The 18,636-nt window shown below is 51.1% G+C and carries 17 protein-coding genes; 13 read left to right on the plus strand and 4 right to left on the minus strand.

Translation table 11 applies throughout. The annotated features are described in order from the left end of the window. The 7 genes from BN162_RS13840 to BN162_RS13870 form a co-directional block, all read left to right on the plus strand. Positions 1-1,677 (plus strand): 4Fe-4S dicluster domain-containing protein (locus BN162_RS13840; RefSeq protein WP_040452143.1); only part of this gene is annotated, 1,677 nt, incomplete at its 5' end. Beyond that, positions 1,671-2,459 carry a sirohydrochlorin cobaltochelatase gene (locus tag BN162_RS13845; protein ID WP_020225704.1) on the plus strand — a complete coding sequence of 263 codons (789 nt, stop codon included), beginning with the start codon at positions 1,671-1,673 and terminating at the stop codon, positions 2,457-2,459. The genes BN162_RS13840 and BN162_RS13845, both read left to right, overlap by 7 nt. A 249-nt stretch (positions 2,460-2,708) precedes the next feature. Further along, positions 2,709-3,722: an ABC transporter substrate-binding protein gene (locus tag BN162_RS13850; protein WP_020225705.1), complete on the plus strand. Its 1,014-nt coding sequence runs from the start codon at positions 2,709-2,711 to the stop codon at positions 3,720-3,722. Continuing rightward, complete coding sequence (locus BN162_RS13855) at positions 3,719-4,714, plus strand: FecCD family ABC transporter permease (RefSeq protein WP_020225706.1); 996 nt, start codon at positions 3,719-3,721, stop codon at positions 4,712-4,714. The genes BN162_RS13850 and BN162_RS13855 overlap by 4 nt, the downstream gene beginning before the upstream one ends. Further along, a complete protein-coding gene (locus BN162_RS13860; protein WP_020225707.1) occupies positions 4,707-5,483 on the plus strand; it encodes an ABC transporter ATP-binding protein in 777 nt (258 codons plus the stop codon). The genes BN162_RS13855 and BN162_RS13860 overlap by 8 nt, the downstream gene beginning before the upstream one ends. Before the next feature lie 165 nt (positions 5,484-5,648). Next, the gene (locus BN162_RS13865) at positions 5,649-5,993 is read left to right on the plus strand and encodes a hypothetical protein (RefSeq protein WP_020225708.1); all 345 of its coding nucleotides are present in this window, start codon (positions 5,649-5,651) and stop codon (positions 5,991-5,993) included. Between the two features lie 348 nt (positions 5,994-6,341). Next, positions 6,342-7,628 (plus strand): ATP-binding protein, encoded by a 1,287-nt coding sequence (locus tag BN162_RS13870; RefSeq protein WP_244264202.1) that lies wholly within the window; start codon positions 6,342-6,344, stop codon positions 7,626-7,628. Positions 7,629-7,684: 56 nt separating this feature from the next. On the opposite strand, the gene BN162_RS13875 is transcribed toward BN162_RS13870, so the two are convergent. Genes BN162_RS13875 through BN162_RS13885 form a run of 3 tightly spaced genes read right to left on the minus strand, consistent with a single transcriptional unit; the run spans position 7,685 to position 11,561 of the window. Then, on the minus strand, positions 7,685-9,337 hold the full coding sequence (locus BN162_RS13875; RefSeq protein WP_020225710.1) for an ABC transporter ATP-binding protein: 1,653 nt from the start codon (positions 9,335-9,337) through the stop codon (positions 7,685-7,687). Continuing rightward, on the minus strand, positions 9,324-11,084 hold the full coding sequence (locus BN162_RS13880) for an ABC transporter ATP-binding protein (protein WP_020225711.1): 1,761 nt from the start codon (positions 11,082-11,084) through the stop codon (positions 9,324-9,326). The genes BN162_RS13875 and BN162_RS13880 overlap by 14 nt, the downstream gene beginning before the upstream one ends. Positions 11,085-11,087: 3 nt before the next feature. Then, positions 11,088-11,561: a MarR family winged helix-turn-helix transcriptional regulator gene (locus BN162_RS13885; RefSeq protein ID WP_020225712.1), complete on the minus strand. Its 474-nt coding sequence runs from the start codon at positions 11,559-11,561 to the stop codon at positions 11,088-11,090. Between the two features lie 285 nt (positions 11,562-11,846). Here BN162_RS13885 and BN162_RS13890 point away from each other — a divergent pair, with 285 nt between their 5' ends. Both BN162_RS13890 and BN162_RS18075 read left to right on the plus strand, forming a co-directional pair. Further along, positions 11,847-12,524 carry a copper homeostasis protein CutC gene (locus BN162_RS13890; protein WP_020225713.1) on the plus strand — a complete coding sequence of 226 codons (678 nt, stop codon included), beginning with the start codon at positions 11,847-11,849 and terminating at the stop codon, positions 12,522-12,524. Positions 12,525-12,859: 335 nt separating this feature from the next. Continuing rightward, a complete protein-coding gene (locus BN162_RS18075; RefSeq protein WP_020225714.1) occupies positions 12,860-14,266 on the plus strand; it encodes a polysaccharide deacetylase family protein in 1,407 nt (468 codons plus the stop codon). A gap of 270 nt (positions 14,267-14,536) precedes the next feature. On the opposite strand, the gene BN162_RS13900 is transcribed toward BN162_RS18075, so the two are convergent. Beyond that, on the minus strand, positions 14,537-15,262 hold the full coding sequence (locus BN162_RS13900) for an NAD-dependent protein deacylase (RefSeq protein WP_020225715.1): 726 nt from the start codon (positions 15,260-15,262) through the stop codon (positions 14,537-14,539). A gap of 119 nt (positions 15,263-15,381) precedes the next feature. On the opposite strand from BN162_RS13900, the gene BN162_RS13905 reads away from it, so the two are divergent. Genes BN162_RS13905 through BN162_RS13920 form a run of 4 tightly spaced genes read left to right on the plus strand, consistent with a single transcriptional unit; the run spans position 15,382 to position 18,634 of the window. Then, positions 15,382-16,155 (plus strand): TMEM164 family acyltransferase, encoded by a 774-nt coding sequence (locus BN162_RS13905; protein ID WP_020225716.1) that lies wholly within the window; start codon positions 15,382-15,384, stop codon positions 16,153-16,155. 41 nt (positions 16,156-16,196) lie between these two features. Beyond that, positions 16,197-17,318 carry an A/G-specific adenine glycosylase gene (mutY, locus tag BN162_RS13910; protein WP_020225717.1) on the plus strand — a complete coding sequence of 374 codons (1,122 nt, stop codon included), beginning with the start codon at positions 16,197-16,199 and terminating at the stop codon, positions 17,316-17,318. 3 nt (positions 17,319-17,321) lie between these two features. Next, on the plus strand, positions 17,322-18,377 hold the full coding sequence (locus BN162_RS13915; protein WP_020225718.1) for a M24 family metallopeptidase: 1,056 nt from the start codon (positions 17,322-17,324) through the stop codon (positions 18,375-18,377). Continuing rightward, positions 18,374-18,634: a DUF1294 domain-containing protein gene (locus BN162_RS13920; RefSeq protein ID WP_020225719.1), complete on the plus strand. Its 261-nt coding sequence runs from the start codon at positions 18,374-18,376 to the stop codon at positions 18,632-18,634. The genes BN162_RS13915 and BN162_RS13920 overlap by 4 nt, the downstream gene beginning before the upstream one ends. Positions 18,635-18,636: the final 2 nt, after the last annotated feature.

An 18,636-nucleotide genomic window follows, 5' to 3' on the forward strand; every position in this document is an offset into this window, starting at 1 on the left:
ATGGGTTCGACGGCTAACATCACCGGCCGGTCATTGGCTTGTACCCTGACCGGAACACCGACAGCGTACGAAGGCTGCTTCGGCACCGGCGTTGTGCGGTTATTGGAAGGACTGAATGCCGGCCGTACCGGTTTAACTGAAGCGCAGGCACGGACAGCGGGTTATGATCCGGAAACGGTGGTCTGTGCCGGGGATGACAAAGCTCACTATTACCCAGGTTCTTCGTTCTTCATCACCAAACTGGTCGCGGATCGGGTTAGTCATAAACTTCTGGGAATTCAGGTGTTGGGCAGCGCGGTCGATAAAATGGTCGATGTCGCGGTGACCGGTTTGGCTGCCGGCATGACGTTAGAAGCCTTTAATGATCTGGACTATGCCTATGCGCCGCCGTTCTCCACAGCGATTCATCCGTTTGTTCAAGCTTGTCTGGTTTTGGAAAACAAGCTGTCCGGTGCGATGACGTCGATGACCCCGGCAGAATATGCCGCCGGCGCAGCCGCAGACTATCAGGTACTGGATGTGCTGCCGCAGCCGACCATTCCAGGCGCGAAGTGGATCGATCTGGCCAAGCTGGACGGTCCGATTGAAGGCATTGAGCGCGATGCGAAATTGTTATTGGTCTGCAATCGCGGACGCCGGGCTTATGTCCTGCAGAACCGTCTGCAGCATTACGGCTATACACAGACGAAGGTACTGGAAGGCGGAGTGACTGTGAATGAAGTGAAGGTTCAGTTTGCCGGCTCAGCCTTGCCGCCGGATGAAATCAAACGGGTCAAGGGTTTGGGCTGTCTGCAGGATAAGCGCTATCCGGATCGTTTCAACGTCCGCGTCATCACCCGCAACGGTAAGATTACCAGTGAGGAACAGCGTAAAATTGCGGAAGCGGCGGAGCTGTACGGCAGCGGAGAAGTCACGATGACTACCCGTCTGACGCTGGAAATTCAGGGTGTTCCGTATGCCAATCTGGATGCCCTGATGACGTATCTGAATGAAGCCGGTTTAGAAACCGGCGGCACCGGATCCAAAGTTCGTCCGATTGTTTCCTGCAAAGGCACAACCTGCCAATACGGTCTGGCGGATACCTTTGAACTGAGCCAGAAACTTCATGATCTGTTCTATATTGGTTATCATAATGTCGTTTTGCCGCATAAATTCAAGCTGGCAGTCGGCGGCTGTCCAAACAACTGCGTCAAGCCGGATCTGAATGACTTGGGCATCGTCGGCCAGCGGATTCCGGAAGTCGATCTGTCGAAATGCCGCGGCTGTAAGGTGTGCCAGATTGAGAAAACCTGCCCGATCGGCGTGGCGAAGCTGGTCGACGGCAAGCTGCAGATCGACGCTGAACAATGCAATCATTGCGGCCGCTGCGTATCGAAGTGTCCGTTTAAGGCAATTGAAGAAAGCACCTATGGCTATAAAGTTACCATCGGCGGCCGGTGGGGCAAGAAGGTGGCCGAAGGCAAGCCGCTGTCCCGGATTTTCACCAGTGAGGAAGAAGTACTGGCCTTAGTGGAAAGAGCGATTCTGTTCTATCGTGACGAAGGCATCACCGGTGAACGGTTTGCCGATACGATCGCGCGGTTAGGCTTTGACTATGTGGAAGAAAAACTGCTGAACGGTTCGATTGACAAGGAAAGCATTTTGAAGAAGACTGTGGTTGGCGGAGCGAAGTGCTAAAAAGACTGGATGCTCTGTTGACCGTAGCGTTTGGAACCGCTGAGGTTCAGCGCTTTGACCGCTGTTTTGCGGCGCTGCATCAGGCGGCGGTTCAGCGGTTTGTTGGCTTGACCTGTGAAATGGCGCTGACCAGTCCGCGGATTCAGGCGAAATTAGCACGGCAGGGAATGGCGCTGCCATTGGTTGAGGAAGCCCTGGCGAGCCTTCAGGCAAGCGGGTGCCGCCGCGTGGTGGTGTTGAGTCTGTTCTTTGCCAACGGGAAAGAATGGGAAAAGCTGTGCGCTCAGATCGAGTCATGGCGATCCCGCTTTGATGAACTGATTCTGACCCCACCGCTTTTGACGCATTCTTTGACAGCCTGTGCACAGACGTTAAGTGAATTGTTCCCCGTATCAGAAAAGCCTAGAATCTTGTTGGGGCATGGTCAAAGTCAGGGCTGCAATGATGATTATTCCGCTTTGCAGCAGGTCTTGGATGATCTGCACCGGTCTGATCTGCGGATTGCGCTGCTGCATGGTGAGCCGAGTCTGATGCAGAGTATGAACGCTTTGCGCATGGAAGGCTGCCGATCGGCTTCGCTGAACTTTCTGATGCTGTGCGCCGGACATCATGCCGCGGAAATCAGCGCATCGGTTCAGAATTTAACGACAGAAGAGGTTTCCCTGAGCTTGGATATTTCGTCCATGGAGCTGGGCGCCTGTCCTGACTTTCAACAGTTGTTTTTAACCCAGCTGGATCAGGTACTGTCTTCACCGCCGGTCATTTCAGATTTTATTCTTTAATTAATCATCAATCAGGAAACAGTCATTTCAGACTGTTGTACTTACGAAAACAGATTTGCCATCCTGCATGTCAGGTCAAGGGCCTTAAAATAATCTTCGTGAGTTAAAAAGCATCTTGGAATTGTAATCAGGACAGAACTCGCTGCGGCCCAAACCGTGGTGTACAGACGTCCTGTTTTACGCCAAGATCGCGGATATTTCCCGGAACCCCAGGCGGATCCGGAAGTGAGAACACAGGAGGAGAAAAGTATGCGCAAAAGACCTGACATTTTTATGTGGAAAACCCGTAAAACCTGGACAAGAATGGGACTTGTCCTGATCTTATTGATCGGTGCCTCCGGCTGCAGTGCATCCCCCAAACCGCAGTCCCCAGCGACACCCAAGACCGAGGAGGTACAGCCGCTGACCTTCACTGATGCGATGGGCAGAGAAATCACGCTGCCGCAGACGCCGCAGCGAACTGCCGTCCTGTTTTCTTCCTATGCCCAGCTGTGGAAGTTAGCGGGAGGGGAGATTGCGGTAACCGTCGGGGACAGTGTCAAACGTGGTTTTGCCGAGGCAGATACGCCGCTTGTGGATGACGGCGCGGGGTTAAAGATTGACGCGGAACAGCTGATCGCTCAGCAGCCGGACTTCGTGATCGCTTCGGCGGATATGGGAGCCCAGGCTGAGCTCTGCGAACAACTTAACGGCTACGGGATCCCCAGTGCTGCCTTGAAAGAAGAAAGCTTTGCCGATTATCTGACCTTGCTGAAGCTGTTCACTGAGATTACCGGTAATCCCCAGGCTTACCAGACCTATGGCGAGGATGTGGCAAAGCAGGTGGATGAAGTGCTGGCGCAGGTGGCTGAGGTCCGGACTGGACAGGAGCCGATCTCCGTATTGTTTGTCCGCGCGGGTTCAGGCTATTCCGCAACCAAAGCTAAGACGGCGAAGGATCATTTTGTCGGTCTGATGCTGGAAGAGCTGGGTGCTGTGAACATCGCGGATGAAGCCGGGGCTTTATCCGAAGGCCTTTCCTTGGAAAGCGTTCTGATGAATCAGCCGGATGTGATTTTGATCGTACCGCAGGGCAATGAGGAAGCAGCGCGGGCTTACATGGACGGCCTGCTTCAGGAAAGTGGCTGGCGGGATCTGGACGCGGTGAAAAACGGCCGCTGTGCTTATCTGGAAAAGGATCTGTTCCACTACAAGCCGAATGAGCGCTGGGCGGAAGCTTATCGCGTTTTAGCCGGATTGTTGTATCCGGAAAGCTTTTCATGAAGTCGATGCAGAAACGGTTTTTACTGCCGTTTCTCTTTCTGCTTTTGATCGGTCTGGGCTTTTGCGGTCTGATCTTGGGCAGCGCCCGGTTTTCTTTTGAAGAAGTTCGAGCAGCGTTGGGATCTGGCGGTGATCCGATGATCCGGCTGATCGTGCTGCAGCTGCGCTTACCGCGGGTCGTTGGAGCGATGCTGGCAGGATGCGGGTTGGCGGTATCGGGTCTGCTGTTACAAAGTGCGACTGGCAATGATCTGTGTTCGCCCAACATCATCGGCGTCAATTCGGGGGCGGGGCTGGCGGTTATGGTCATGCTCTGCCTGTTTCCGATGGCCTTTGCGGGACTGCCGCTGGCGGCGTTTGCCGGGGCGCTGGCGACAACTTTGCTGGTGCTGGGAATTTCGGTCAGTGCCGGCGGACACCAGTCCCGTTCTACGGTGCTGTTGGCGGGAGTGGCTGTCAGTTCGCTGTTCAGTGCCGGCATTTCCTTTCTGTCGCAGCTGTTTCCGGATGCGCTGGCTTCCTATTCGGCGTTTTCGGTCGGCGGCTTCTCCGGGGTAAAGCCGGCGGATCTGACGCTGCCGTCGCTGATCATCCTGGGCGGTGTGGCAGTAGCCTGGATCTTAGCACCCCAGCTGAATTTGCTTTGTCTGGGGGATGAGATTGCCGCTTCTCTGGGAGTTCGGGTCAAGGCTCTGCGGCTGATTTCCCTAATCTTAGCCAGCGCGCTGTGCGCGGCCGTGGTGACCTATGCGGGGCTGTTGGGGTTTGTTGGTCTGATCGTTCCGCATCTGGCGCGCCGGCTGGTCGGGCATGATCTTCGGATTTTAGTTCCGGTTTCCGCCTTGACCGGCGCCAATTTAGTCGTGCTGTCCGACCTGGCTGGACGCACCCTGTTTTCCCCGGCTGAGCTGCCGGCGGGAATTTTCCTGGCGATGCTGGGGGCTCCGTTTTTCCTGCTGATTCTGTATCAGCGGCGAGGCCGATATGCTTGAGGCGCGCAAAGTCAGTCTGCGCTTAGGCGCAAAGTCCATTTTAAGGGATGTTGATTTCAAGGCTGAGCCAGGTCAGATCACCGTGCTTCTTGGCCGCAACGGCAGCGGCAAGACCTCTCTGATGCGCTGTCTGGCACAAACGCAGACACGCTGGAGCGGTGAGATTCTGATCGAAGGTCAGCCCCTGCGCAAACTGGATGCCAAAACGCGTGCCCAGAGAATTGCGCTGATGCCGCAGGTTCTGCCGCGTCCGCCGATTACGGTGCGCACGCTGACGGCTTTTGGCCGCCAGCCGTATTTAGGCATGAGTGGACGGCTGAGTGAAGCGGATGAACAGCGGGTTGATTCCGCGCTGAAACAGGCGGCTATCGCCGGGCATGCTGAAGATCTGGTGTGCCATTGTTCAGGCGGTGAACGTCAGCTGGCTTATTTCTCCCTTTTGTTGGCGCAGGATACGCCGGTTGTGCTGCTGGATGAGCCGACAGCGAGCTTGGACATGGAATACCGGCAAGTGGTTTATGCGCTGCTCAGACAGATGAAAGCCGCGGGGAAAACGGTAGTTTTGATCCTGCATGAGCTGGCCGATGCCCTGGAGCTGGCCGATCAGGTGTGTGTTATGGATCGTGGTGAAATGGTTTTCACTGGAACAGCTTCGGCCTTTCTGTCAAGCCGCATTCCGCAGTCAATCTTCGGGGTATGTCCAAAAACGGTACGGGACGAAAATGGTTCCGAATACATCCTCTTTGCACCGCTTGACCAGACAAAATAAGAAAAGGATAAAGAAATCTGTTGATGAATCGGACAGGAAGACCGCGGCCATTCGCTGCGCGAACTCACGTCGGATTCATTTTTCTTTTCTATCATTTCTTTTCAATTATTTCCATTCGCTGCAATGAACGCTATAATTGGATTGAGTAAAGCAGGAGGAATCAACATGAATGCGGATCAGAAAGAACTTGATAATCGAGTGAAAAAGATGGGAGTGAACAGCACGATTCTCTATCAGGGCAAAGTGTATAAGGCGAATGACGAGCTAAAAAAGCTGTTAAGGAAAAGGACTTATGTCGGTCTTATAATCATTTTCGTGATTTCCTTCGTAATCGCCAATGTGATCCATTCTCCCTTAAATCACAATCGGATTCTTGTCATCCTGATCAGTTTTCTTTTAATCCTGCTGGTTGGCCCGCTGCTTGATTTCTATATAAAACATAGTTTTCCAGAGAATCTGCTCAATTACTTAATCCCGATCGGCAGACAGGATCAAGAGACGAAAGAATAAGTCTAAGATCAAAAGAGAAAAAAACAGAGCCAGATTGAATGATGAAATTTCTTCAACCTGGCTTTTGGATTATGGTGAAATCTGTAAGTTAAGAAACTTTTAATAGGCAGAAAAAGGTTGCGGAATAACGGATAATCCTGAAACCTCGAAAATGTGTAATATCAGTTGTATATAAAACCTCGAAAACGTGTTAAAGCATACTGTATGAAAACCTCGAAAACGTGTATTTTTGCGTTAATAAAAATCTCGATTCTGTGAGGAATTTTTATGCGGAGGTGAGCAGGAATGAAACGAAAAATCTATGATACACTGACTCAATGGAAGAACGAGGAAGCCGGCCATACTGCAATGTTGATTGATGGAGCACGGCGTGTGGGTAAAAGTTATATTGCTGAAGAATTCGCAAAAGCTGAATATAAGTCCTATATTCTGATCGATTTTAATCGGATTCCTAAAGAAATTACGGATTTGTTTGAGCTTTATTTAAATGATCTGGATACTTTTTTTCTTTATCTTTCCAATTATTACAATGTAAAGTTGTATGAGCGTGAAACATTAGTGATCTTCGACGAAGTACAACTTTTTCCAAGAGCCAGATCCGCAATCAAGTATCTTGTTGCGGATGGAAGATATGATTATCTTGAAACGGGATCCTTAATGTCGATTAAAGCGAATACCAAGGATATTGTAATTCCTTCGGAAGAACGTCATATTAAAATGTTTCCGCTTGATTTTGAAGAATTTCTTTGGGCCTTGGACAATCAGCTGCTGATGGATTTTATTCGCCAATGCTTCCAAGAACATAAGCCCATGGGACAGGCTTTGCATCGAAAAGCAATGGACTATTTTAGACAATATCTTGTCGTGGGGGGAATGCCGCAGGCTGTTCAGGCGTATGTTCAGACTAAAGATTTTGAACGCGTTGACCGTATAAAACGAGATATCCTAAAACTATACCGTGCTGATATGATCAAACACGCTCAGGGTTATGAAATGAAAGTGGAACAGATTTTTGATGAGATTCCGGCTCAGCTTCAAAAACATGAAAAGAAATTTAAATATTCATCCTTGAAAAAAGAGGCCCGTTTCCGTGATTATGAAGACGCGTTTTTTTGGCTGTCTGATGCCATGATTGTGAATATTTGCTACAATTCCACAGCTCCGAATATAGGACTGAAATTAAATCGTGATCGGATGACCATGAAATGTTATATGGCGGATACAGGGCTTTTAATTAGTCATGCTTTTGATGAAAATGGTATTGTCAGCGAAGAAATCTATAAGAAAATTTTGTTTGATAAACTGGAATTCAATCAGGGTATGATTGTGGAAAATATTGTTGCTCAAATGCTGGCGGCAAGCGGTCATAAGCTCTATTTCTATTCTAACAGCTCCAAAGAAGCTTCCGATCGGATGGAAATTGACTTTTTGATTGCTAAAAGTAAGATCAGTAATCGACATAATATTTCGCCAATTGAGGTGAAATCCAGTAAAAAATATACGCTGAGCTCATTGCATAAATTTTGTACACGTTACAGTGAACAGCTTCATCTTCCTTATGTACTCCATCCGAGTGATCTGAAAGAAGAAAACGGGATTTTATATCTTCCGCTTTATATGACCCCATTATTATGATGCTGACCCCAGACTATAAGCAGATAGGATCAGGCTTGCCCCTGGTCCTTTTCTTATCATCCAATCGTGATCAGACGGCCGGTTTTGTTTTGCTGATAGAGCCGATGGGAGATGGAAAGAACGGTGCGGTTCGCCGAAGCTTTTTGCAGGGCTTCCATCACCAGGGCTTCTGTGCCGCTGTCTAAGTTGGCCGTGATTTCATCCAGAAGCAGAATCCGCGGGTTGGCCGCAATCGCGCGGGCAATCGCCAAAAGCTGAATCTGCCCTTGCGAAAAGAGGGCTGGATTCCAAGGGGTAGCATATCCCTGCGGCAGCTTTTCAATGACGCCTGCCAGACCGACAAGTTCCGCAGCTTCGATGATCTGCTGATCCGTTATGGCTGCATCAAACAGGGAAATCTGATCGCCGACCGTACCGTCGGCAGGATGCAGCGTTTGTTCTACATAGCCGAATAAACGCCGCTTCTGACTGTCGCTGAGCTGATCGGCTGGCTGCCCAGCAATCTCAACCGTGCCTTGCTGGGGCGCATACAGGCCCAGAATAAGTCTGAAGATCGTACTTTTTCCAGCTCCGGTGCGGCCGATCAGTGTGACGGTTTCACCGCTGTTGATGCAGAACGAAAGATCTTTCAGAACTGGTTCTTCGGGCTGATAGCCAAAGGTGACGTGACTGAGCGATAAGACCGGCTGAGTCAGTGCGGCAGATAGATCCAGCTGTTGTGTTGGCAGGATCCGCTCAGGCTGCTGGAAGAAGCTTTCGATCCGTTCTATGCTCGCGACGGCGGACTGAATATTCTCGATTTCCATGCCGATGTTTTCCAGCGGGGTAAAGATCTTGCCGACATAAGCAATGACGGCCACGGCGGAGCCGACCGACATCCCAAACAGCTGCTGCATATTTCCGGAAAGCGAGGCCAGCACCATCATCACGGCGATCACAGCACTGCTGCTGAAAACGATGATCGGCGAATACACGGAATCATAAAAGTTGGCCTTTTCCAGGCTCTGATAGCTTGTCTGCAAGTGCTTGTCATAGCGATCTTCCATATAATTCTGTTTGTTGAACGTCCGGATCATCCGCAGACAGCGCAGGGTCTCCGGAACTGCGTTGTTGACCTGGGCGATTGCGGAGCGGTGCGTCTGTTGTGCTTTAAGCATGCGTTTTTGAAAATGCCGGGTTAAGGCAAATAACAGCGGCGTGATCGCCAAAAGCAGAAATCCCAGGCCAAGGCTGCGGGTAAAGATCATCGCACCGATGCCGATCATTTTTAAAGCGTCGGCAGCCATGCTGAGAACGCCGTTGTCAAACAGTGCGCTGAGGGCCTCAACGTCGTTGACAAACAGGGAAACCGTTTTGCCGGCTTGCTGTTGGGTAAAGTAGGAAGCTGGCAGAAGCTGGATTTTGGCGCAGAGATCCTGACGAACCTGCCGGGTGATCTTCTGACCGATCAGGGTGATCAGTACGGTTTGCAGCGATTCCAATATGCCCGCCAAAGCGAGAAAGATGAAGTACGCGAAAGCCAGAGAGAATAGAACTGCCTGACCGGTAGTCAATTGATTGATGACGCGCTCCAGCACCAGCGGCGGAACCAAAGCAACTGCGGTTCCTGCCAAGATCACGCCCGCCAACATCAAAACAAGCAGCCAGTGCTGGCGCAGGACCGTGACAACACTGCGGTGCAGATGAAGTTTCAGTTCAGTGGGATTCATCGTTCTTCACCTCCTTTCGCTGTTGTTTTTCAAACAGCTGGGCGTAGGCTGAATTGGTCTTCAGCATCATTTCATGGCTGGATACCTGTACCTTTTCCTGACTCAGCCAGAGAATTTGATCGAAGTCCGGAAAATGCGTCAGCCGGTGGGAGATCAGAAAGACAATTCGATCCTGGGCCAGCACCCGCAGCTGCTGCAGAATTTCTGCTTCTGTGGCGGGATCCACGGCTGAAAACGGATCATCAAGAATGATCAGCGGCCGGGATCGGGCCAGCGTGCGGGCCAAAGCTAAACGAGCCTGCTGACCCCCGGAAAGGCGCGAGCCTTGAGCGCCGATGAACGTCTGAATTCCCCGCGGCAGAGCGTTGACTTCTTCGGATAAAGCGACGGCGGTTAACCAAGGTTGACAGTCAAACGCTTCACCCAAGGTAATATTTTCCGCAATCGTATCGCTGAGCAGCTGCGGATCGTGACCGGCATAAGCGACAAGCTGACTGAGCTGAGCGTTGTTTTGTTCAGCGAGATCCAATCCGTTGATGAAGATACGTCCGGTATAGTCCTGCTCGCCTAAAAATAACCGGCCGAAAGTGGACTTTCCGCAGGCCAGCGGCCCGGTAATGCCGATGATCTCCCCTGCTTGAGCCCTGAAAGAAACATTGGAAAAAAGCGGTGGTTGGTGAGGATAGGCAAAGCTGAGCTTTTCCACGCTCAGTGAAGCTGGAGCGGTAAACGTATCGAGCTGCGCTTCCGGGACAGAAACCGGCTGCAGCTGCGGCTGAATCCTCTGCCAGGAAACGCGGGCTTTCTGGACGGCGTTGAACAGCTTGGCCGCGTGCGAACTTTTTAATGCCAGCCGTGAAAAGCAGGCCAGATATGTTGTAAATGCCGCAATATCCCAGACCGCCCAGCCCTGACCCAGAACATTCTGCGCGCCGCGGATCAGCACAAACAGTACGCCGGTCATGGCGATGACGTTGTACAGCGGCTGCATCGCGTTTTCCCAAGCACTGGAAACCACGGCATTTTTCTCCACTTGCGCCAACTGACTGGTGTAGGCTTCATCACGCTGGGCTTCGCAGCCGAATACGCGGTAGGTCAGAGCGTTGGTCACTCGGTCAAGGGCCATGCCGTTGAGCCGGCTGACGCTGTTTTTGTAAGCGGCGCTGCTGCGGGTGATTGGCCGTTTCAGCCGCTGAGCCAGAAGATAAGCCAGCGGTGTGAAAAGACAGGCCAACAGCGTCAGCCGGGCATCGTAATACCATAACATGCCTAAGTAGGCGATCATGACAACCCCGGTGTCAAAGATTTCCGTTGTGAATTTGCGGATGCCCTCCGCACAGGCGTCGACATCGCCGATCGCTTTGGTCATCAGACTTCCCGCTTCATCAAGGCCAAGAACGGCCGGATTTTGATAAACCAGATTGCGGTACAGCACCCGGCGCATTGAACGGGCGGTATTGTTGGCGAGCCGGCGAACCCAGAAGCGCTTGAGGCAGCGTGAGGCTTGGACAAGCAGGATTACGGCTAAATACAAGCCTGCCAGATTGACCATATCCCCGACGGTCTTCTCCTTGGCCATAACGGCAATCAAACATTGAGCCAGCTGACCCTCAAAAAACGGTCCGGCCGTTAAGCCGACGTTGTAAAGAATACCGGACAGGGCGATCCCCGCCAACACGGCGGAGTTGGATAAGAAATAAGTGCTCAGCCGGTCCGGCCGGCGGTTCACCTTGGAAGCGCGGAACATTCGTTATTGCCCCTGCTTCTGCCTTAGCCGCTCGGACAGATGCGTAAAATTAGCTTGGCTTTCAGCCTTGCTGCGAAGATAAAGCCGGTTGAGCAGGGCGGCGAACAAGTCAGCTTCATGCTCATTCAATTCTTCCAGCAGCCACGCATAAACCTCAGCTTCAATGGCCGCCTTGGATTGCTTCAGCAGATCGGCTTTCGCCGTTGCCGTTAAGCACTGAGCCCGTTTGTCTTGAGGGCTGGGGGTTCGGATGAGATAGCCTTTCTGTTCCAGATTGGCAGCCCGGCGTGCACAGGCTCCTTTGTCAATGCCCAGCACACTGCGGACGCCGGCTTGGGTAATTCCCGGATTCTTCCGCACGACATGGATGAAATCCAGTTCGGCCGCCCCGATTCCTTCAGTCTTTAATGTGCGGGTCGTAAACTTGCTGACCTCGCGGGCAATTTTGGTAATCTGACGCGCTGTTTTATCCTTCATGAGTGATTCCTCCTTCACGGTTTGATGATTATGGATGATGGTACATCTATTTATATGATAGTACATCTATATTCTGAGATCAAGCTTGAAATTGATGAAAATAATGGCACTGTCAAGAATTGATGAATCCGGGATTGTCTATGCCGTCTGCTTCCAAACTGGCTGCGGGAGTTTAGCGAATGATCAGAAGCGGAGAAGGAAATGGAATTGGATAAAAAATTCATAAAATCATATTTAATCACGAATAAAAAGTGATAGAATAGAGTCAGAAAGAGAGGTACAACAATGCGACTAGAAATTGTGACCACCACCCTTGACGAAACGCTGCTGGCAGCGCAGGCCGGCGCCGACCGCGTGGAACTAGTCAGCGGCATTACGGAAGGAGCGCTGACGCCAACCTGGGGTTCGGTCAAAGGGGTTCATGATCATGCTCCAATCCCAGCCTACTGCATGATCCGTCCGCATGCCCATGGCTTTGTTTATTCCGAAAATGACGTAGCGGAGATGATTGCGGATATCCAAAATCAGCGGGGACTGGCTGATCACTTCGTGCTGGGCTGTCTGACACCGGAGAAAACGATTGACGAAGCCGTTCTGATACAGCTTGTTGAGGCCTGCGGTGATACGCCGATTGTTTTCCACAAGGCCTTTGATCAGACCAAAGATCAGAAAGCAGCACTGCAGACATTAGCCCGTTATCCGCAGATCCAACGTGTTTTAAGCAATTATCAGGCTGTGGATTTAGTGCAGGAAATTGACCGCGTTCAGGAAATGATGAACTTTGCCGCTTCCTTAGGCATCAAGACGACGTTTGCGGGGGGCATCAATCAGGAAAGCATTCAGATTTTAAAGACGATCGGCGCCGAAGACGTACATATTTCCAGCGCTGCGCGGATTGACGGACTGGCTAAGAATCAGCTGGATGCTGAGCGTATCCAAAATTTTCGCAGGCTCTGCGACTAAACAACGTTTCATCATAAGTGGGAGAATTCTACAAGATTCTCCTGTTTTTTTTATCGCTGCCGACTTAATTGTTGAAGTGTTGAAGTAAGCTGCTTTTGATTCATGACGGAAGCCGTCATGAATTTGTAAGACTTCGTAAAGTCGTTGTCATTGAGTTCTCTTGTTATTTTAGCTAAAATGAACATACAGACAGTTCGGGATATGAAAAATGTCTGATCGGCCGCAATGCGGACTACAATAAAAAAGAAAGATAAAAATTTAAACTTTTGAAGAGCTTCAACGATCTTATATAAGGGTAGACATTTTCTACCGTACTGAAAGGACAACACAAGCCAATGAAAACACAGAGAAGAAAAAGAAGCCGTCGGATCAATAAAGGCAATCTGGCGATCCTGATGGTGATCGCGGTTGCCGCTTTGGCCTTGATCGCCGCTGGCGGGGCCTGGCTGTTATCCAACCGAGAGCCGGCGTTTATGAAGTCGAAAACCGCTTCCTCAGAAGTGCTGAAGGATAAAAGCAAAGATGTTCTGTTAGCGGTCTATTATCCGCAAAGTGAAGACAGTACATTTCTTGCGGCCTTGTCACAGAATGCGGAAAATATTTTTAATGATCTGAAAACGCAGACAGATGGATATCAAAAAGAAAAGAAGCCGCTGATGATCAAGGCAGATTATCAGATGAATGTGACTCAGGATCGATATGTTTCGCTGGAATATACAATTGCCCGCAATGAAAATGAAACGGTGGAAGAACGGCAGCAGGCTTACTTCTATGATTTAGCTGAGCATCAGTGGATTGAAGCTTCGTCTTTGCTGGATGAAGCGGCGCTGAAATGGCTGGCGGCCAATCTGCGTGTTCAGCTGAAAAATGATGAGAATACCCAAGCGGCGGCCTATACGCTTCCGGTGATTGAAGCAACGGCCTGGGATTCCGGCAATTATTCCAATTTTACGCTGAAAGACGGTATGCTGATCTTTAACTTTCCGGCCGGGATGGTGAGCGAGAAGGCTTATCGTTGGGAATTCCCGATTTCCAATCTAGGCGAACATTTCCTGCTGGATGTGGGACAGGGCAGGCTTCCGGAAAACAACGTACGGATTGCGCCGCGCTTGATTGATCCGGATAAGCCGATGGTTGCGCTGACATTTGACGATGGGCCGCATCCGACCAACACGCCCCAGCTGCTGAATCTTCTGCAGCATTACGACGGGGCTGCGACGTTCTTCATGCAGGGAATGAGGGTGGAGAAATATCCGGAAACGACATTAATGGTCATCAATTCCGCCAGTGAGGCCGCTTCTCATTCCTATAACCACCCGAAGCTGACCAAGCTGAAGGGTGATAATCTGTTGTTCCAGCTGAACCGGACGACCGAACTGGTGCAGGAGCTGACCGGCTGGCAGGTTACGATCAAGCATTTCCGTCCGCCGTATGGTGCGTCCAATGCCTTGGTTAAGGAAAACTCTGCTTATCCGCTCATCATGTGGGGCATTGATACAATGGACTGGAAGACCTTGGATCCTGTTCAGACGGTGGACAATACGATGGCTTCAGTCAAGGATGGAGCGATTGTTCTGATGCATGATATTCATGCTGAAACCGTAACGGCTGTGGAAGCGCTGCTCCCCAAGCTGATTGAAGCAGGGTATCAGCTGGTCAGCGTCGATGAAATGCTGAATGCCAAGGGCGTTGAGGCTTACAACGGCCAGCGTGTATACAGCGCGTATGATATCAAGGATTGAGGCCGTTTACAATGGAAGATGAGCTTAATCAGACAGCGGGTATAAAAATCCGCTGTTTCTTTTTTTGATTTGTTCAGAATAGAAAACAGGCACGATTAGAAAATAGAGGAGGACGCTGAAACTCAAGTCTTAAGCGAATCAAATATAAAAAAAAGAAGTTTTGCGATCGGAAGATGCAAAACTTCGCTGAGCAGGATTCAGAAATGGGGACCGCCTTTCTGCGTCAGACTGTCTGGCTCATCATGGCTGATGTGCAGGTGCCTTTGAAAGCTAAACATGCAGCTGCGCCAAGGTCTGGGCTAACGGTGCCTGAATGCACAGGTCGGCGTTGTTGTCCATCGGTGTCGCAGTCTTATTGATGACGACCAACTGATCGCCGGTGAAGTAACGCACCATGCCGGCTGCTGGATAAACCGCCAGCGAAGTACCGCAGATGATCAGCACGTCTGCCTGATGGATCCAGGTTAACGCCTGCTCCATGACGGATTCATCAAGTGCTTCCTCGTACAAAACGACATCCGGTTTCATCAGAGCGCCGCAGATGGGACAGCGGGGCAGATCTTCAGATTGGATCATCCAATCCAGACCTTCCTCATGATGACAATGAACGCAGTAGTTGCGCATGATCGAGCCATGCAGCTCCGCAACCTTTCGGCTGCCTGCCAGCGTATGCAGATTGTCGATGTTCTGGGTGACGACGCCCAGACCCCTCCCGGTTCTCTCCAGTTCTGCGATAAAGCGGTGAGCGGCGTTGGGCTGAGCATTGGGATAAATCATGCGGCTGCGGTAAAAGCGATAGAATTCCTTTGGGTTTTCCTCAAAAAAATGGTGGCTGATGATTTCTTCCGGCGGGTAATCGTATTGTTGATGATACAAGCCATCGACGCTGCGGAAATCCGGAATTCCACTTTCCGTGGATGCGCCGGCGCCGGTAAAAAAGACGATGCGTTTTCCGTGATCCATGATGGTCTGCAGCTGCTGTAAATCTTTTTCCATGGTTATTTACTCCTTTATCTGATCCTGACGCAAAGCCAGGTCATCCTGCTTTGTTAACCTGCTTCTATTTTACCACGGTTTGACCGGCGCGTTATAATAAAGACAAAGAAGGAATGAGAATGAGAAGTCAATTTCTGATCTTTGTTTTTACAATGAACCCGCCGCAGCCATATGGTGTTTTTCATGCGGTGATGGCAGCGGGTGCGGTGTGCGCGGTGTTGATCGGCTGGCGGTTAAGAAATTTGAGTGAAGCACAAAAGCAGAAGCTGCTTTGGAGAATGGGGTGGGTTTTGCTTCTGGCCGAGCTGGCAAAGCAGCTGTTCCGCTTTCTGATCGTGGATCAGGGCGTGTATAATTGGTGGTATTTCCCATTTCAGCTGTGCAGCGTACCCATGTATCTCTGCCTGCTTCTGCCGATGGTCAAAAAAGGCCGGCGGACAATCATCACATTTCTGGCGGATTTTGCCCTCTTGGGCGGGGCGGCTGTGTATCTGGATCCTTCGGATATGCTGAGTCCCTATGTGTTTTTGACCCTGTTCTCATTTCTGTGGCATGATCTTTTGATCGTGATTGCGATCGTGTGCGGAACCAGTGAAAGCATGCAGGACAACGCGGCCGGCGCTGTGAAAATGTTGGGATTGTTCGGGGCGTTGTGCGGAATTGCGGAAATCTTGAATCTTGTTCTTTCCTGCTATGGGGAACTGTCGATGTTTTATCTTTCGCCCAAGATGGCCAACACGCAGCTGGTGTTCCGCGATATCGCTCAGATCTGGGGAACTGCGGCCGGCAATTTCAGTTATTTCCTGGCGATGATCGGCGGCGGCCTGCTGATGCATAGGCTGTGGCGGAAAATTCGGCGGAAGAGACATGAAGAATCTGCGCGTGACGTTTGAGTTTTATAGGAAAACACGGTACAATAAGCGCGGTGAAGACAATGAATTTTCAAGAAGAACTATGTGCATGGTATAAGATCCATCATCGTGATCTGCCGTTTCGTCAGACCCGTGACCCGTATGCGATCTGGGTCAGTGAAATTATGGCGCAGCAGACGCGGATCGATTCCATGCTTCCGTATTATCAGCGCTGGATGGAGCGCTGGCCTACGGTTCAGGCGCTGGCCGAAGCGCCGATTGAGGAAGTGCTGCAGGTATGGCAGGGGTTGGGTTATTACAATCGCGCGCGGAAGCTGCATGAAGGCGCAAAGGTTGTCGTGGAGCGGTATCAAGGCGTTTTGCCCGCGGATATTGAACAGCTGCGCTCAATTCCCGGCATTGGCTTTTATACGGCTGGGGCGATTGGCAGCATTGCCTACGGCCTGCGGGCTCCGGCGGTGGACGGCAATGTGCTGCGGGTAAGCACACGGGTGCTTCAGTATTCGGAAGACATCACGAAGAAACCGACCGTCGATTTTGTCTGGCATCAGGTGTACGATTGGATGGAAGGCAGCGATCCCGCTGTGTTCACCCAGGCAATGATGGAAATCGGCGCGTTAGTTTGTACGCCGAAAAATCCCCAATGTCTGCTTTGTCCGTTAGCGACGTTTTGCGGTGCAGGTCAGACGGGAACGTGGAATCAATATCCGGTGAAAAAGAAAGCTAAGCCGCCGGTTGAGCTTGAGCTGTATACTTACTGGATAGAGAATGATCAGGATGAGATTCTGATAAGCCGGGATTGGTCGGATGGCTTGATGAAAGGCCTGTACCGGCTGCCGCAGAGCGCTGTACCGTTAAACCAGACCGAACAGCTCGATCATATCGGCAGAAGGAAACATGTCTTTTCCCACCGGGTGTGGAATATGGAATGCTACCGCGGCCGGTTAGCGGCAGGGGTGCAGGAAACGCTGCCGGAGGACTGCTTCTGGCTGGCGAAAAGCGAGCTGGATGCCATTCCGATCGTCGGCGCGCACCGCAAATGGCTTAACGATGACCTGGCGGAAGAAACATCGACGGCGGGTCAAACTGTACAGACGGCAGCGGATCGTGCAAAAAGCAGCGAGGTGCATCCGTCAACGAGAAGGTTATCAAACGCGGGTTCTCCCGTGAAAAAGAAAGGATAAATTATGAAGGAAAGAATTGAACGGCTTCAAAAAAGAATGCAGGAGGAAGGCCTGCAGGCGTGTCTGATTTCAGATCACAGCGCTGTGGAATATTTTATTCATCGCCAGTTTTCCTGCGGTGAGCGGTTAATCGCGCTGATCATCACGGCTCAGGGGCTGCCGAAGCTGGTGCTCAACGAGCTGTTTCCGCTTGAGCTTCCCTCCGATTTTGAATTGGTCCGCTACAATGATACGGAGGATGGCGTTCAGGTCGTTTCCCAGTTTTTAACCGGAAAGGTGGGCGTAGATAAGTTTTGGCCATCCGGCTTTCTGATTCGGTTAATGGCGCAGCGTCCAGATCTGAACCTTGTCGACGGTAATCTTGTCGATCGGATCCGCAGTGTCAAGGACAAGGAAGAACAGGCGAAAATGCGCCAGGCTTCACTGAATAATGATCGGGTGATGGCGCGGGTGCGCGAACTGATCCAGATTGGCAAGACGGAGAAACAGTTGGAGCAGGAAATCAATGCGGCGTTCAGAGAACTGGCCGACAGTGATCCGTCGTTTGATACGATTGTCGCATTTGCGGAAAACTGTGCAGATCCCCATGCTGTGCCAGGCGAGAAAGTCCTGACCGAAGGCATGTCGGTCATCGTCGATATGGGATGCCGGTTCGAAGGCTATTGTTCAGATATGACAAGAACCTTCTTCGTCGGGCATAATTCGATGGAAGCAGTCTATGAAACCGTCCGGCAGGCAAACCTGGCAGGGATTGCGGCGGTGAAGCCGGGTGTAAGATTTTGTGATATCGATCGGGCGTGCCGTCAGGTGATCGAACAGGCTGGGTACGGTCCGTATTTCATTCATCGGACCGGACATGGCATCGGTTTAAGCGTCCATGAACCGTTTGATGTCAGCGCTGTGGATGAGATCGTTGTGGAGGAAGGCATGTGCTTTTCGATCGAACCGGGAATTTATCTGCCCAACGTCGGCGGTGTCCGGATTGAAGATCTGGTGCTGGTGACGGCGGATGGCTGTGAAGTGCTGAATCATGATCCGAAGGATCAGCCGGTACTATGACGTTTTGGATGTTTGTCTTCGTCTTTGTCAATCTGGCAGAAATTCTTTTATGCCTGTGGGATAAATTCTGTGCCTGTACGCATCGCTGGCGGGTTCCGGAGAAGGTATTCTTTACGCTGGCTTTTCTGGGCGGTGCATTGGGACTGATTGCGGGCATGATACTTGCCCATCATAAGGTGTCCAAGCCGTCGTTTGTCAAAGTCGCGGCCGCGGCGGGGGTGGTCAATCTGATCGGTATGGTATTATTATTCAACTAACG

Origin of the sequence: Holdemania massiliensis AP2 (genome assembly GCF_000327285.1) — a bacterium.
In the GTDB taxonomy this organism is placed as follows: Bacteria; Bacillota_I; Bacilli_A; order Erysipelotrichales; family Erysipelotrichaceae; genus Holdemania; species Holdemania massiliensis.